This is a genomic window from Wolbachia endosymbiont (group E) of Neria commutata (genome assembly GCF_964026735.1).
In the GTDB taxonomy this organism is placed as follows: domain Bacteria; phylum Pseudomonadota; class Alphaproteobacteria; order Rickettsiales; family Anaplasmataceae; genus Wolbachia.
Map to the genome: position 1 here is coordinate 1,137,911 of NZ_OZ034692.1, position 16,495 is coordinate 1,154,405.

Annotated in this window: 13 protein-coding genes and 3 pseudogenes; 12 read left to right on the top strand and 4 right to left on the bottom strand. The window is 34.5% G+C overall.

The genetic code is table 11. From position 1 onward, the window contains the following. Positions 1–23: 23 nt before the first annotated feature. On the top strand, positions 24–1,832 hold the full coding sequence (locus tag AAGD89_RS06045) for a hypothetical protein (RefSeq protein ID WP_341808147.1): 1,809 nt from the start codon (positions 24–26) through the stop codon (positions 1,830–1,832). Positions 1,833–1,883: 51 nt separating this feature from the next. Here AAGD89_RS06045 and terL read toward each other — a convergent pair. Continuing rightward, a pseudogene (gene terL / locus AAGD89_RS06050) lies at positions 1,884–3,311 on the bottom strand (phage terminase large subunit). A gap of 85 nt (positions 3,312–3,396) precedes the next feature. On the opposite strand from terL, the gene AAGD89_RS06055 reads away from it, so the two are divergent. Then, entirely contained in the window at positions 3,397–5,343 is a 1,947-nt protein-coding gene (locus AAGD89_RS06055) for an ankyrin repeat domain-containing protein (RefSeq protein ID WP_341808148.1), read from the top strand. Here AAGD89_RS06055 and AAGD89_RS06060 read toward each other — a convergent pair. From AAGD89_RS06060 to AAGD89_RS06070, 3 genes are read right to left on the bottom strand one after another with little or no spacing between them, the layout of a single operon-like run. Then, the gene (locus AAGD89_RS06060) at positions 5,323–5,697 is read right to left on the bottom strand and encodes a cytochrome c-type biogenesis protein CcmH (RefSeq protein WP_341808149.1); all 375 of its coding nucleotides are present in this window, start codon (positions 5,695–5,697) and stop codon (positions 5,323–5,325) included. The two genes, AAGD89_RS06055 and AAGD89_RS06060, sit on opposite strands and share 21 nt — an antisense overlap. After that, the gene (locus AAGD89_RS06065; protein WP_341808150.1) at positions 5,681–6,748 is read right to left on the bottom strand and encodes a hypothetical protein; all 1,068 of its coding nucleotides are present in this window, start codon (positions 6,746–6,748) and stop codon (positions 5,681–5,683) included. Before AAGD89_RS06065 ends, AAGD89_RS06060 begins: the two co-directional genes overlap by 17 nt. A 2-nt stretch (positions 6,749–6,750) precedes the next feature. Beyond that, complete coding sequence (locus tag AAGD89_RS06070; RefSeq protein ID WP_341808151.1) at positions 6,751–7,110, bottom strand: ferredoxin family 2Fe-2S iron-sulfur cluster binding protein; 360 nt, start codon at positions 7,108–7,110, stop codon at positions 6,751–6,753. Between the two features lie 117 nt (positions 7,111–7,227). Here AAGD89_RS06070 and murD point away from each other — a divergent pair, with 117 nt between their 5' ends. From murD to AAGD89_RS06115, 10 genes and pseudogenes are all read left to right on the top strand, one after another. Continuing rightward, entirely contained in the window at positions 7,228–8,649 is a 1,422-nt protein-coding gene (murD, locus tag AAGD89_RS06075) for a UDP-N-acetylmuramoyl-L-alanine--D-glutamate ligase (protein ID WP_341808152.1), read from the top strand. 12 nt (positions 8,650–8,661) lie between these two features. Then, on the top strand, positions 8,662–9,261 hold the full coding sequence (locus tag AAGD89_RS06080) for a COQ9 family protein (RefSeq protein WP_341808153.1): 600 nt from the start codon (positions 8,662–8,664) through the stop codon (positions 9,259–9,261). A gap of 150 nt (positions 9,262–9,411) precedes the next feature. Then, entirely contained in the window at positions 9,412–9,678 is a 267-nt protein-coding gene (locus AAGD89_RS07340) for a transposase (protein ID WP_410541875.1), read from the top strand. A 162-nt stretch (positions 9,679–9,840) separates the two neighbouring features. After that, entirely contained in the window at positions 9,841–10,320 is a 480-nt protein-coding gene (nuoI, locus tag AAGD89_RS06085; RefSeq protein WP_341808154.1) for an NADH-quinone oxidoreductase subunit NuoI, read from the top strand. A 45-nt stretch (positions 10,321–10,365) separates the two neighbouring features. Further along, complete coding sequence (gene thrS, locus AAGD89_RS06090) at positions 10,366–12,267, top strand: threonine--tRNA ligase (protein ID WP_341808155.1); 1,902 nt, start codon at positions 10,366–10,368, stop codon at positions 12,265–12,267. Between the two features lie 12 nt (positions 12,268–12,279). Further along, positions 12,280–12,798, top strand: coding sequence for a translation initiation factor IF-3 (gene infC, locus AAGD89_RS06095; RefSeq protein ID WP_341808156.1), 519 nt, complete (start codon positions 12,280–12,282; stop codon positions 12,796–12,798). Positions 12,799–13,155: 357 nt separating this feature from the next. Beyond that, positions 13,156–13,545, top strand: coding sequence for a hypothetical protein (locus tag AAGD89_RS06100; protein WP_341808157.1), 390 nt, complete (start codon positions 13,156–13,158; stop codon positions 13,543–13,545). Beyond that, positions 13,542–14,027 carry an AAA family ATPase gene (locus tag AAGD89_RS06105; protein ID WP_341808158.1) on the top strand — a complete coding sequence of 162 codons (486 nt, stop codon included), beginning with the start codon at positions 13,542–13,544 and terminating at the stop codon, positions 14,025–14,027. Before AAGD89_RS06100 ends, AAGD89_RS06105 begins: the two co-directional genes overlap by 4 nt. A gap of 49 nt (positions 14,028–14,076) precedes the next feature. Beyond that, a pseudogene (locus tag AAGD89_RS06110) lies at positions 14,077–14,910 on the top strand (transposase). 256 nt (positions 14,911–15,166) lie between these two features. Then, positions 15,167–16,453 (top strand): annotated as a pseudogene (locus tag AAGD89_RS06115) (IS4 family transposase). The last annotated feature ends 42 nt before the right edge of the window (positions 16,454–16,495 follow it).

Below are 16,495 nucleotides of genomic sequence, written 5' to 3' on the forward strand. Positions count from 1 at the left end.
ATTAATTTTAATTAGGAGTAGTTATGACAGGTGATTTTATAAAAGCATTGGTTAATGCAATTAATTTGAGTAATTATTATTCTGATCGTGTTAGCACTAACTTCACTGTGAAAAATGGGCAGATTGTTTGTTCATTTGATGAAAATCCTGATATAGAGAGTTACATTCAGGAAGTAAAAAGTGAGATGATAGGGCTGTTTCTTGGTAACGAGAAGCTAGCAAGCAGACTTTTTGATCTGGGATCTTTTCCATTTAGTTCTGGTGGTGCAAGTTATATACATGACAAGGATGGAAGAGTAAAGGCACTTAAATTCGACGTCACTCCAAGGGTAGAGCAGAATTGTAAGCTTCTATTCGCTATGGCGTTTATCAAGTCTGTAAATAATGAGATGAGAGGGAAGTTCGAAAAAAATCCGAAAGCGACCGAGAATCAGAAAGACGCAGTATATGCGTTCGTACAATCTATTACGGTAGGCCGGGTGGGTGGACCTATTAATGATCTATACTCTATAGGCTTGGTTGGTGATGAGTCTGCTGATCCTTTGATGAGTAGAGCGCTCAAAACCATTTATCTTGAAATTCTTGAGACAGAGTTGGGAAATTGCGACCTTGATAGCTCAGAATTTTTCGAACTTAATGATAATGTGTTGTCTATCAAAGATGTTACTGAAGTTAGAGTAGTTAATAAGATAGCAAAACATACTGCAGAGCGTGTAACACTTAACTTTACGCAACAAGGTGATGGAAATTCTAAAGTGAAAAATATTACAGATGTCTTTAGACGTGAAGTTTTTCAACTAACAACAGTAAATGGAAAAAACGGGATTTTGATTGATGGCTACGATTCTGATGTTTTTATAGATAAAGATACAAGAGATGCTGGTAATGATTTTGCACTTATACTTAAAATAGAAGTGAGTGATATAGAGGTAAGGGATATTGCAAGAGAAGAAGCAGATAGGATTAATGCTGCATTTAGAAAAAAGGGATTTGATGATATTTTATTTGATGTTAGAGGCAAAACTGAAAAAACGCAATTCACTAAGTCTCAAGAGCCGGTGTATGGTATTTCCAATAAACAGTTTGCTCTTTTAATTCCTGAGCTGATGCAACTTCCGATTGCATACAATGAAGCAAGTAAATGTTTTGAATACGCAATCAGTCTTGGCAATCTTTGCAAATCAAGAAAGCATTATGACCTAAAAAACGACTTGCATCGCATATTGTTACCTAAGTTTTATAAGGACGGGTATCTTGATAAGGAAACTCTTTTAGAGGCGAATAATTATATGTTGCAGTGTTTATTGAAATCTGGCTTTGGTCTTGATGGTTATGATAAGCCAGAGCTTGTTGAGTTCGTTAATAAAAAAATAAAAGAGCTGCTCAGTGCAAACAGAGCTATTCCTCAAGCTACCAATTCTTCTTCATCCCTAGGTGTTAGTCGTGCTATGGGAGGTTCTAGGGGCAGCTTATCCTCTAGTAACAGTGATAGTAGTAGTAGATCAGTATCACCTATGCCTAGAAATCACTCTGATAGCAGCTTGTCTTCTGGTCTGCCTTCTATGCCTTTTTTTGGAGCAAACTGTGTTGATGATCTTGCTACCCCAGCTACATCTGCTTCTGTGGCACATAAGCGTAGCGGCGTTATACCACCATTGGATGAGATGTCTGGAGAGTATGGTAAGTGTAGCAGTGTAGAAGTCGTGTCTAAAGATCCTAGCTCTCAGCGAAAGTCCCACGGTTCGCTTAATGAAAAGTCTGTGAAGCCTAACTCAAAGACAACTGAACCTAAGGTCACCAAGCAAAAAGAAAAGGGTTGTACTATTTCATAACCCTTCTAGCTATGTCACCAACTTTCTTCGGTTGGTATAGCGCTTTTTAACTCAGATGTTTCTAAGCCATATAGGCCCTTTGTTGGGATTATGGCCAAGATCTCTGACACCAAAAGGGCTATCGCTAGTTTTTCTCACCCACTGCAAATATTGCACCATGCTATCTACTTGATCATCATGGCGAGCTTCTGGGAAAATCATAATCTCATACTCAAAGTCATTTAACTATACCGCTTGATGCGGCAGAAAAACTCTACCGGACTCTATTATCGGAGCAATTTGATAAAATCGAGTGAGCTTATCATTGTGTGGCACTATTTCGATAATAGGTAAATCGCTATTTGCTTTAAGCTCTTGCACCAATTGCTGCCCACTGGTTTTCGCTTCGATTAAAATCGCGTGTGGAGCCCATCTTGCTTTCAAAGATAAAACCTGCTCTTTAAGTTTTGGATATTCAAGTTTTGCACGATATACATCAAGTAAATAAAATTTATTCTCTATTTTTGCCCAGGTAGTGCAGACGCTAAAATCGCTAGCATCACTTGTTGAAACCGCAGTATCGCAGCTTTGTGTCACATATGAAAGATTATCAGGAAAATTTTTATAGCGCTTAAGCCATTCTTGCTTGATTATACCACTTGAAAGCGGTAAAGGGTTTTGTTGATACTGAGCAGCAAAAGCATAACTCCCGAGTTCAATTTTTATCATCTCAATTTCTTCTTTGCCTCCATCCAAGGGATATAATAACTGTCCTTCTTTTCTTGAATATATACTCTCTTTCTGTGTAATCATTGAATCAACTATCTCTGCTTTTTCAGACATCATTGGTAAGCAGATGTGATGCCATATGTTCTTTGGCTTGGAGAGAAGATGACCTGTTAAATCCTCCATGTGCAACCTATGCATAACAAGAACAATCACTCCTTTTTTTCTATCATTTAGTCTTGTTACCAAAGTTTGATCGAACCAGTTTGTGGCACGCTTTCTAAATGTTTCACTCAAAGCTTGTGCAGGGTTTAATGGATCATCCACAATGATGAAATCACCACCTTCGCCAGTTAATGTTCCCCCGACAGATGTTGCAATTCTAAATCCTCTTTGCACTGTTTGAAATTTATATTTAGTGTTCTGGTCCTTAGATAATTTCACCTCTGGAAATAACTCTTTGTACCAATCGGATTGCATTACGCATCTCGTATCAAGCGAATGCTTTTCGCTCAAATTTTGAGCATAACTTGCAACTATTATTCTCGCAGTTGGCTGATTTCCTAGTATCCATGCAGGCCACGCAACACTTACGCAAATAGATTTCATTGAACGTGGAGGCATATTGAATATTATTCGTCTCACTTTACAAACACTTGCAGCTTCCAGCCTATCTGCTATGACTTTTATATATTGATAATTATTATATTCACATCCAGGCACCACAGTCTGAAAGCATAATTCAATGAATTTTAGAAAGTTTATTTTATTCATAAAAATTTTATGTATTTTAATAAATTGATTGATTTTTAATTGAAATTGAGTTACACTTAGTTTTTAGTAGATATTTAATAATCTCATGACTGTCATAAATCTTGGAAAAAAATCTGAGCAGGTCATCATTAGTTCTCTTCACATTTTAATAGAGGATTTGAATTCGAAGTTAAATCCAAAGAAGCAACCAACAGAATGGGATCTAGAGATAAAAAATTTATTTGAAGGGATGAAAAAATCTATCAAATTTGAGAAAAGAAATGAGCAGGCTGAAATAAATGAATCACAATTATTATGTGTTAAATTAATAAGGAAAGTAGATTATCTTATCAAGACGAATCAATCAAAGTTATTACATGATAATTTAAAAAGCTTAGCTTTACAAGTAAAAGAAGATGAAGAGCGTGAAGGATTTGTGAGTAGGGTAGACAATCTTTTCAGCAAGCAACAGAACATTAATAAAGTTCAAGAGAACTTGATTCCAGAAGAAAAAGAGAAAGAAGAATGCAAAGAACTTTTTCAACAAATAGCTAATTTAATCCAAACAGTAGAAGATATTAATATTAAGAATGAAGATGGAAAATCAGCGCTACATCTTGCTGCTGAATATGGTATTGTGCAACTAGTAAAACAGCTACTACAAAGAGAAGGCCAAGAAATTACAAAGGATGTTATACTAGAAGAATTACGTAATTCGGCTCAAAACATCACAGGAAATGATAAAACTAAAGCTACAAGACAAAAAAAGAAATTTTTAGAAAAGACAGACATTAATTGTCAAGATCATAATGGTAAAACTCCATTACATTATGCTGTGGAAAATGGACATAAGGAAGTTATTGAGCTCTTACATAATGCAGGAGCAAGAACTCTTTCAGACAAAAATGGACGAACACCGCTTTATCCTGCTGCAGAGAAAGGTTATATTGAAGTATTAAAATTGCTTTTAGGGGAAATTGATACAAGAACATTAGAGGAAAGAGTAAAACAATTTTCAGAAGATTTTTATAAAGCACCTGATGAACGCAAAAAAGATACACTATCAAGAAAAGATCAAAAAAAGATCGTTGATCACGTTAATCAATATGGACAAGCTTTGTTACACTTAGCAGCTCAAAATGGTCATTTTGAGGTAGTAAATTTTCTTGTACAAAAAGGTGCAAGTTTGGAAATTAAGGATAACAGTTGCAAAACTCCACTTGAATATGCTATTGAAAGCCTTAAAGCATTAGATAAATTAGATAAGGATAATAAAGAGAAGATAATACAATTCATAAATATAATCAAATTACTTACAAATCAGCCATTACAAAACATTAAGGGCTATTTAAAAGAAACAGACTTGCACGCTCTTGCAAAAAATGGTGCCTCAAAAGATGAGCTAGCTTTGTTGTTAAAAAATAAAGGTATAGATATTAATTCTAAAAACATTCTAGGGCAAACAGCACTGCACATTGCTGTCCTCTCTGGTAACACAAAAATGGTAGGGTATCTACTAGAAGAAGGTGCAGATCCTAGTCAACAAGACGTTTTTGGTAATACAGCATTACATTATGCTGTTCCGTGTGGTGATGTAACATCAATAAAATTACTACGCAAACATGGAGCAGATAGTACCATTATAAATCTTCTAGGTAAAAAACCTATAGATTTAATTGTTGACTATACAGAACAAAACAAGGATAAAAAGAATAAAAAACCACATTTACTCCTTGGTCTTACTGGCATCGTTCTTATTGGCATCGGTTTTTCCTTATATTATAGCATACAAATTGCTCAACATGATTGGTATATTACTGCAGCTTTGGGTGTTGCCGGCCTCATCGCTGGTCTTCTAGTAAGTATAGTGATTAATGAAGTAGTTCAAAGAGCACGTCCATGGTATATAGAATCGAGTATGAGAAAAGAACTTGAATTATGCCAAGAAAAATCAAATGAACTGGGTAAAGAAGGATTTATTCCTACGCAAGTCGAACAACCTTCAAAAGGCAATGGGGCACTTGATGTAAATTCAGGCAACAATCTTTATTAGAAAGCACCCAATAAGTAACGTTATTAGTGGAATGCACCACAGAATATACGTGCTAGATCTTACAGGTGGGGTAATTATGATTGAATCACCGTAAGAGCTTTTTAACTCTGAAATTATTTCTTTGTTATTAGCTCCATCACTGATTTTTTTTCGGATTATTTTTCGCATATCATATGCGAGCTGAGACTGAGATTCAGATAATGACTCACCAGAACATATTGGACATTTTATTATCTCAAATAAGTTGGTTGCTTGCTTTTCCATATTCTTATCTGAAAGTTTATCATCCAAAGTAAAAGCATTTATATTTAAATATAATATCAATATTACAAATAAGCTAACTGCTACTCTCATCTTTACTTAATCTATTAATTTTATTCATCTGGTCCATAAAGTCAGTAGCAGATAATTTTCCAATAAAGCTTGACCCTATAACATCATCGTATCTTATTGTAAACTGAATATCTTTATCAGCTGTTTTTTCTGATAAAGAAGATATTAACTCCTGAATTGTGTTTGAAGTTTTTGGATAATTTTTTGAAAACTCTTCATCAATGATAAATGATACTAATTCCTTATAATTTGATATATCCACATTAATCTTGCCTTTAAATGAAGATGTGACCAAATTGTAATTATGTATTGCTCCATTTGCAGCGAGAGTAAAGTTATTACTCTGAATTAAAAACTTTTCTATATCAAAGTTAATGCTGGAAGCAGAGACGTCATTTACAAATTCATAATCAAATTTGGTGTCAATGCTTAAGTATTCTTCAGGATTTGCAGTATTTTTATATCGATAAATGTAAGAATCAAATCCTAGCTTAGCATTTTCACTCAGCTTTTTATTGAAATTAAATTCTATATAATTACTTCTATCATTAACTTCAGTTACGATACTTTTCTGATTTCCTGAATCGGATGAAATATCACATTTTAAACCGTAATCTTCATAACGAAGCGTATTTATATAGTCTATTATGCTACTATTTCTATCAAAACGTAGCGAAGATGGTAAATCGTTTAGCTTAACAATAAAGCGGCTATTACCGTTTGTAGTACATTTTATGTTCTTTTTCTCATCACTGTGATCAGCAATATTGATTTCATTACTTGGTATATAAATATATACTGACTTGTCGAATAATCTGTTTTTTACAAGTAAAGCTTCAGATGAAACAGTTAACTGCTTATTAGAGACTTTTGGGCCGGTAACACGAAAAATAAAGTTAAAAGGAAATCCACTAAAATCATGTAAGACATCAAATTTTTCGTCATTAATATATGATATTGTTTCAACTAGGAGGTTTTTTGCTTTCCATGCAGAAAAATACCAGAAACCACTATATGCTATGGAAATAAACAAAAATAAAGAGACGATAATATAGATAAAAACCTTACGCATAGCTAATCATTTCCTTGTTTATCCAGTGATATATTTCTTGTACCTCTTGGTATAATAACGCACAAACCATCAATATCTTTTGTTATTATTATTTGGCATCCTAGCCTTGAAGTCTCTGTTAGGCCAAAAGCTAGGTCCAACATATCATTTTCCTCATCAGATATAGGATTATGCGTTTCCACAGCATTATAAAATTCTGGATCGACAATTACATGACATGTAGAACAAGCAAGAGAACCTTCACACGCACCTTCAAGTAAGTCTGGTTCACTTCTATGAGCTAAATTAAGTAGAGTTTCCCCCTCTGCAGCTTCATAGCTTTTCTTACTCCCATCAGGCAAAATAAAAGTAACAGATGGCATATTATTTCCTTATTAAAATCCTTACTAGTTTTCCTATATTCTACAGGTAATAATTAATATTTGCAAATTCTTTACATTAGCACTATTCACAATTTGTACAATATTTCAAAATAAATCATGCAACTGAATAAATATAAAAATCGAAGCGTTGCAGTTTTTGGCCTTGGTAAGACAGGTTTGTCCGCTATTAATACCTTAATAAACAGCAGAGCAAAAGTGTATGCGTGGGATGACAATGAAGAGCAAATAGTAAACACAAAAGGGATATATAAAGAGTGCAATTTTATTTATCCGAAAGAGTATAACTGGCAAGAGATAAATGCATTGATTTTAAGCCCTGGAATACCACTTACATACCCAAAGCCGCATTGGATAGTGAAACTTGCAAGAAGCTTTGGTTGCACAATAAAATCAGACATTGAGCTATTTTTGGAGGCTAAAGCAACAAACCAGAAAGTTGTAGGTGTTACCGGCACAAATGGTAAATCAACCACTACGTCTCTAATAGGGCATATATTAAAATCTGCAGGGAAAAAGGTAGACGTTGGAGGAAATTTAGGCATTCCAGTTTTAAATCTAAATGCAGATGCTGAGATTTATGTAATTGAGCTTTCCTCTTTTCAATTGGAGCTAATGAATGGAGTGAATGTAGACATTTCTGTATTACTCAATATCACACCAGATCACATAGATAGGCATGGAAGTATGGAGAATTATATAGCAGCTAAATTAAAACTGATAAACGGTAGCAAAGCAGCAGTGATAGGATGTGATAATGAAATCACTGCTGGCATATTTGAGGAACACCTCTCGGTGTCATCCCAGCGCGTGACGCTGGAATCCAGAAAAAAAGAAGAATGGATCCCAGTGTCAGCTACTTGGATGACAGGGGGGTATGGAAGAGTCCTAAAGAATGGAGTGTCATTAATAAATAATGATTTATTTGATCATGGAGAGTGTATACATATAGATAATGCAAAAATAAATCTAATTTCCAATGCAGAAAACGTAGCTGCTGCATATGCAGTATGTAAGTTACTTAAAATAGATAGAAGTGTGATTATTAATGGAATTAAATCTTTTTCAGGACTGAAACATAGAAATGAGATGCTTGGTAAAATAAAAAATGTATTGTTTGTGAATGACAGTAAAGCAACTAATGCTGAGTCGAGTGAAAAAGCAATCTTATCTTACGATAACATATATTGGATTGTTGGTGGAAGAAGTAAAGACGGTGGTATAGAATCACTGAGAAAGTATTTTCCAAGAATTAAGAAAGCATTTTTAATCGGAGAGTCAACTGAAGCTTTTGCAGCTACTCTGAAAAATAAAGTGAGTTTTGTAGAGTGTGGAAGTCTGAAAAGTGCATTTGAACTAGCTTACAAGGAGGCTTTTAATAGCAAAGAAGAAATAACAATATTACTTTCTCCTGCATGTGCCTCTTTTGATCAATGGAAAAGTTTTGAAGAGCGTGGTGAAGCTTTTTGCAAGATGTTTGAAAATTTAAAGGATTCATTTACAATTACAGATGCTATTTAGTCAAATGTTGCTATGGAACAAGATGAAATAAAGTTAATAGTAGATAATCTAATCAGGGTTATTCCATTTGAAGGAATAAGTGATGAGACACTATTAAAAGTGTGCACAGATCTTAATTTAGCTAATAGCTTTTGTAAATTTCAAAATGGGATATATAGCGCTTTGGAGTACATAGCAGAGGATTTGAATAACTCAATGGAAATCGAGTTACAAAACTCCAACTTAGAAGACATGAAAGTACGTGATCGGATAAAATTGGCAATTCACATGCGTCTTTCAAACTACGCGAAACTGCCAAATTACAGAGAATTTTTAAAAAATATTTTGTCATTCTCTGTGCTGCCGAAAAATACATACTTTTCCAGTAAACTCTTATATAAGACTGTTAACGCAGTTTGGTACGGCATTCATGATCAATCAGCAGACTTTAATTATTACACAAAACGAGGAATATTAGCTGGAGTATACTTAAGCACAATATTGTTCTTTATTAACGATTACTCAGAGGATTTCACAGGCACTATATCATTTCTTGATAGACGTATCAATAATGTTATGACATTTGAAAAGTTCAAAATTCGCTTAAAAGGAATTATAGGAAATTTTTTATAGGCTTTTCATCAATTTCCGTTCAGCCAATAGTGTCAACCTCTATCAAGCAAAAAGTAAAGTGGAGGAAAAATGCAACCTACGTTTAATTAAAATAAAGAACAAAATTGGAGATGAAATATGGTTTTAACTAACCTATTTGAGATGCCAGCTATGCAAGTAACAGAAATATACAGGGGTAGATGGGACATAGAGGTATTCTTTAAATTTATAAAGCAAAATCTTGGATATAAGCACTTTTTAAGCCATATCATAAATGGCATGAAAGTATACATTTACATGATCATTATTATGGCTTTGCTATTTCTTGTTTATAAAACCAGAAACGATCTACAAGGGTTCAAAATAGCATTATTACAATTTACACTAGATCTTGATGGGTCTTTTCTGTGTTCAATCGTTCTACTTTCAGGAGGATGATGTCAGTCATCTCATATGATTATGTTTCTGAAACTCCTCCTTATGATGGTAACTTCTCATATATTATGCATTATATTCTGGGACTGTAGATCTTATTTGAAAAAACTCTTTTAAGCACCTACAATATAACTTATACTTATGGGTAGAGATTTTTGGTACTTTATGCTCAAAAAATTAGCTAGCTATTGGTTTTTTGTAGATCTGATTAGAGGCTTTTCTATTACGCTCAAATATATGTTTAAGCGCAAAGTCACTTTAAGGTATACTATGGAAAAAGGTCCTTTGAGCCCAAGATTTCGTGGTGAACATGCGCTGCGCAGATATCCAAACGGTGAAGAGCGATGCATAGCATGTAAGCTATGTGAAGTTATTTGTCCTGCTCAAGCAATTGTCATAGAAGCAGAAGAAAGAGCAGATGCTAGTCGTCGCACCACACGTTACGATATTGACATGACTAAGTGTATATACTGTGGACTTTGCCAGGAGGCGTGTCCAGTTGATGCAATTGTAGAGGGTCCTAATTTTGAGTTTGCTACTGAAACAAGAGAAGAATTAATGTATAATAAAGAAAAGCTTTTGCATAATGGTGATATTTGGGAAGATGCAATTGCACTCAGATTAAAATTGAATGCTGAAGAGTAGGCCTTATTTATTGGATGTCAATAACCCATAGCGAGTATATAATTAATGATTAAAATTACTTTTCCAGCCGAAAAAAGAATAGAAGAATATGACGATAAAGTCGCTGGCTTTGATATATTGCACAATGATATTCTAAAGGAAGCAATTGCCTTAAAAGTAAACGGTGAGTTATACGATCTCTCTCGCGCAATTGAATTCGATGCTGAAGTAGAAGTTATAAAAATAAACGATGAAATAGGGCTAGACATAATAAGGCATGATGCTGCCCATATTATGGCGCAAGCAGTCAAAGAACTTTTTTCTGGCGTTCAAGTTACCATTGGACCAACAATTCAGGATGGATTTTACTATGATTTTGCTACAGATCGTGCCTTTACTCCGGATGATCTAACGGCAATAGAAAAAAAAATGAAAGAGATCATAAAAAGCAATCACAAGTTCATTCGAGAAGTTTGGACTCGCAAGCAGGCAATTGATTTTTTCAGCAGTATAAGTGAAAAATATAAAGTTGAAATTATTTCCTCTATACCAGAAGATCAAGACTTAACTGTCTATAAACAAGGTGATTTTATTGACTTGTGTCGTGGTCCGCATTCGCCATCAACCGGTAGAGTTAAAGCATTTAAGTTGATGAAAATAGCAGGAGCATACTGGCGTGGTGATTCGAAAGGACCCATGTTGCAGCGCATATATGGAACGGCATGGAGAAATAAGGATGAGTTGAACGCTTATGTCACACGCTTAGAGGAAGCAGAAAAACGTGATCACCGCAAGATTGCTAAGGAAATGGACTTATTTCATATTCAAGAAGAAGCTGTTGGGCAAATTTTTTGGCATGAACAAGGATATACTCTATATAATGTTCTTGAGTCTTATATAAGAAAAAAATTAATAAATAATGGCTATTTTGAAGTAAAAACTCCTATTTTGGTGAGTAAAGAGCTGTGGGAGAAGTCAGGGCACTGGGACAAGTTTCGTGAAAATATGTTTGTTGTTGATGAGTCTGAGAATAAAAAGTTAGCAATAAAGCCTATGAATTGCCCTTGTCATGTGCAGATTTTTAATTCACACACCAGAAGCTATCGTGATCTGCCAATACGTATGGCGGAGTTTGGCACATGCCATAGAAACGAAAGTTCAGGTTCATTGCATGGACTCATGCGTGTTCGTGGTTTTACACAGGATGATGCACATATTTTTTGTACTGAAGAACAAGTAACTTCTGAAACTCTAAAATTTTGTGACCTTTTGAAAGAAGTATATTCGAAAATTGGATTTAATGAAGTCTCTGTAAAATTTTCAGATCGTCCAGATGTGAGAGCTGGGACAGATGAAGTGTGGAATAGAGCTGAAAAGGCGCTATTTGAGGCAGTTAAAGAGGCAGGGCTCAGTTATGAACTAAGTCCCGGTGAAGGTGCGTTTTATGGTCCCAAATTAGAATTTGTTCTAAAGGATGCAATAGGTAGAAGTTGGCAGTGTGGTACGTTACAGGTTGATTTTATTTTACCAAAGCGGCTCGGAGCTTTTTATATAGGAGCAGATGGGCAAAAGCACCACCCTGTTATGTTGCATAGAGCAATTCTTGGTGCTTTTGAGCGTTTTATCGGAATTTTGATAGAGCATTATGCAGGAAAATTTCCACTTTGGCTTGCTCCTACACAACTTGCTGTTTTGACCATTACCAATGAAGCTGATGAATATGCTATGGAAGTTAGTAATACCCTGAAAGAATATGGTGTTAGAGTTAAGACTGATTTAACAAATGAAAAAATTAATTATAAGATACGCTTGCATAGTTCAAATAAGGTGCCTATATTATGGGTGATAGGTAAAAATGAGATCACAAATAGAACTGTGTCAATAAGAAATTTAGGGTCAGAAAAACAAGAGTCTTTTCCTCTTGAACAAGCTACCCAACTACTATTAAAAAATATTAATTTAAGTTAAAGGAGTAGGAATTTGTCAGTTAAAAAAAGTAACAAAAGTAGAATAAATGAATTCATAACAGCTAGGGAAGTACGCTTAGTTGACCATACTGGTGAAATGATTGGAGTTGTGTTGATAGAGCGAGCTTTGGAATCTGCACAAAGTGTTGGTTTGGACTTGGTCGAAATTGCACCTGATTCAACTCCTCCAGTGTGTAAAATTTTAGATTACAGTAAACAAAAATATGATGCAAAGAAGAAAGCAAGCGAAGCAAAGAAGAAACAAAAAACATTAACTACGAAAGAAATAAAAATAGGTCCTAATATTGGTGATCATGACTATGGAACAAAATTACGTCACGCGAGGGAGTTTCTTGAACATGGACATAAAGTTAAAGTGACAATGAGATTTAGAGGAAGGGAACTTATCAACACCGATGTTGGGCTGGAGAAATTAGAACGGCTAATTACGGATACTGAGGATATTGCAAAAGTAGAATTAGCACCTAAAAGAGAAGGGAATCAATATTTCCTGGCGCTGGCAGCTAAATAGATGTACCATCCAGCCAATGGTGTCAATTTAAGGGACTTCATTAGCAAATTCTCCTAAAAACATGATGGCGTTTAGGTTTGTCGGTTTTATTGCGGCTATACAATCGTCCTGGCCGGATTTTAACTTTAGCGCGCGTATACTTCCTCTCTACTTACGTTGATGGAGCAACATGTATGTTTTTAAGGAAGGTGTTATGAATCAAATATATTTAGATCAAAATAAACCTATATCAAATCTTTTTTTAACCCTTAATATCACCACGTTTTGTGAAGCATTGAACTATGTACATAAACTTCCTTACGGACGTAATCACAATCGTGCAGATTATTTGTCAGTACTTGGTGAGAAATGTGGTACATGCAGCACAAAACATCGCTTATTTATAAGTTGGGTTGCGAATGTAGAGCTGGTGTAACATTACATATAGCTGTCTTTATGATGAATAATGCGAATACTCCTGGAGTTTTTTCTGTATTGAGTAAGTTTGATTTATCACAAATTCCTGAAATGCATTGCTGCCTTCGCTATAGAAATCAAATTATTGATATAACTTTTTCAAATGATAGTTCACCATTAGAGCTAATAGATGAAGAGAGAATCGAACCTGAATGTCTTGGTAATTACAAAGTGAAAAAACATAAACAGTTTATTGAGAATTGGTTGACCAATAATCCACATATACCATATAACTCGGAGCAAGTTTTCAAAATTAGAGAACTATGCATTGAACGATTAGGGAAATTATGAAATTAAATTATATGAACACAGAAAAGCCACTATTTATATTCATTACAGGTGCATCTGGTGCTGGAAAAACAACTGTTTTAAAAGCTATAGAAGCTAAATTTGGTTCTGATGATATTTCTATTAATTATTTTGATAGCGTAGGAGTTCCAAGTACTGAAGAAATGATTAAAGATTATGGAAGTGGAGAAAGATGGCAAGAAATTACCACAAATAATTGGGTTGAAAAATTATCCAAAATAACCGACAAAAAATTAATCTTCCTTGAAGGACAATTTAACCCTGATTTTGCAATGAAACCTCTTAAAAGATTGAACATGGAAAATAACCGGATTATTTGCCTTCATGCTGATAAAGATGTGCGCGAACATAGACTAATTAATTTACGTAATCAACCTGAACTTGCAAACGCTGACATGAACAATTGGGCTGAATTTTTAAAGAAAAAAACAACTGAAGACCCCCTGCGAAAAGGTAGAAAGTAGGTAAAAACGACTAAAAAGCATGTAAAATGAAAGTTTTAGGAGAGGGAAGATGGCAATAAGTTACGTAAAAATAGCAAGAACACCATATATTTTTAGACAATTGACAGGGCTCACAACATCTGAATTTGAAAAAATTGTGGCAAAAGTGCGTCCAGAGTAGGAAAAAATGGAGGCGAAAAAGAAATGTCACGGAAGAAAATCGCATGTTGAGGAGCTAGAAGACAGGATTTTATGTGTTCTAATTTATTACAGAACGTACATAACGCATCCATTTTTAGGGTTTTTGTTTAATTTGCACAACTCAAATATTTGCCGACTTTTTAAGAAAATGTAGCCATTATTGGCCAAAAAAATTACTATAAAAAAGGATAGAACGCTGACGCCAGAAAGGATTTTAAAAATTTTAGCAGACGTCACGGAGCAACCGATACAGCGGCCGAAAGACAGCAAAAAACGTAAGAAAAGTTATTCCGGAAAAAAGAAAGCAACCACAATAAAAACCGAAATTGTGATCGAGGGAAATGGGCAAATTCTGTCGATTTCGAAGTCGTATAGAGGTCGAATGCATGATTTTCGCATAAGGAAACAGGAAAAATTGTTGGCCAAAGATAGCATAAAATATGCCGATTCTGGGTATCAAGGTTGGCAAAAACTGCAGAAAAACGTTGTGATTCCGTACAAAAAACACCGTAAAAAGCCACTAACGGAGGAGCAAAAGGAGCATAATCGGAAGCTGGCATCGTTCAGGATGCGTGTGGAAAATAAGATTCGCGAGATAAAAATCTTCAAAATAATGTCAAATGTTTACCGCAATTTTCAGAAGAAATACAACATGAGATTTAATATTATAGCAGGAATTGTGAATTTGAGGCATAGTTTTTAATAATTTTTGGGCTGGGGATTTCTTACCAGATTTTATCAGCAACTTGCTTCACGTTGTTTCGCAGGGGGTCTAATGAATATGGAAACAAAAGTATTGTTTTTATGTAAAAAAGCAATATACTGAGGAAATAATTTAGTCTGGTGGGGGGAGTATGTTACCACTGCCATTAAGTTAAGAGAAAAGGATGGACTATATTAATAAATCAAGTAAAATTCCTAAACTTAAAGGAAAAATAATATGAGTAAAAAAAACAATAATCGAATTCATAAAAAATAAATTGATAAGTTTAAACTTTATAAATGATCACAAAGTATCACCAAAAGACTTTCTACGAAAAAGAAAATTGCCTTTTATTGATGTATTCATTTTGATTTTCAGAAAAAGTGTGAAATCATTACAAGTGATGCTCAATGAATTTATTCTGTACACGATGAGAGATTATACAGTTACTGCAAGTGCTTTTACCCAAGTAAGACAGAAGCTAAAGTATACTGCATTTTCAGAACTTAATGATGATGTAGTTTCCCTATATTACCAGGATCAGGAGTTTAAAACTCACCATGGTTTCAGGGTACTTGCATTTGATGCTTCTATATTAATTCTACCAAAAAGTGATGAGGTAATAGAGTAGTTTGGCTTAAGAGCAGTATGGAATGGAGTTCAGAGGTTTGAAGATTATACAAGTGCAACCTTTGAAGCTTGTTATGATGTGCTAAATAATATTGCAATAAAATCGGTGTTAAGTAGAGGTGACAGTTATGAAGTTGATTTAGCAACCGATATGCTTGAAAGCCTCAGTTCAGATGACTTACTAATCTGTGATAGAGGGTATGTATCTTATCGATTTATTGCCGAGCTTACGGAAAGGAAAATTAATTATGTAATTCGTTGTCCAAGTTCATCTTTTAGTGAAGTAAACGATATGTTTAAGCCGGGCAGTCCCTCTAGTACAATAGCAGTAGCTACTGCACCTATTAAAGTGGCAAGGCAGCTAAGAAAGCTAGGATTACCTGATGAAATGGAATTTAGGCTAGTTAAAATCATACTTTCCTCTGGTGAAATTGAAGTGCTAATTACATCATTATTAGATGAGCAGCAATTTAAGGTTGAGGAATTTGAAGAGTTATACTACTTACGTTGGGGAATAGAAACATTTTTTTCTAAACTCAAAGGAAGGTTAGGCTTAGAGAATTTTACAGGTAAAAGTGTTGAAACTATTAAGCAGGATTTTTGGTCAACCATTTTTATTAGCAACCTAGAAAGTATTATGACAGAAGATGTAGAAGAGGCATTGAATGCAGACCTAGCTGATAGTAAGCTTGAAAAAAGCATTAATAAATCTGTTTCATTTAATGCAATTAAAAACTTAGCTTTCGATATTTTTTCTACAGAATCGGACATGGATTGCGTTATGGAGCAATTATCTAAGTTATTTTTAACAAACACTTTAGTTGTAAGGAAGGGGAGGAAAGTTGATCTTCATAAGATATCTGATGTTCGTTCACTCAATTACCAAAAAAGGGCTAGAAAACACGTATTTTGAATACTACCCTACTCATTTCTGAAAGACAGTATTCCTGGAGCA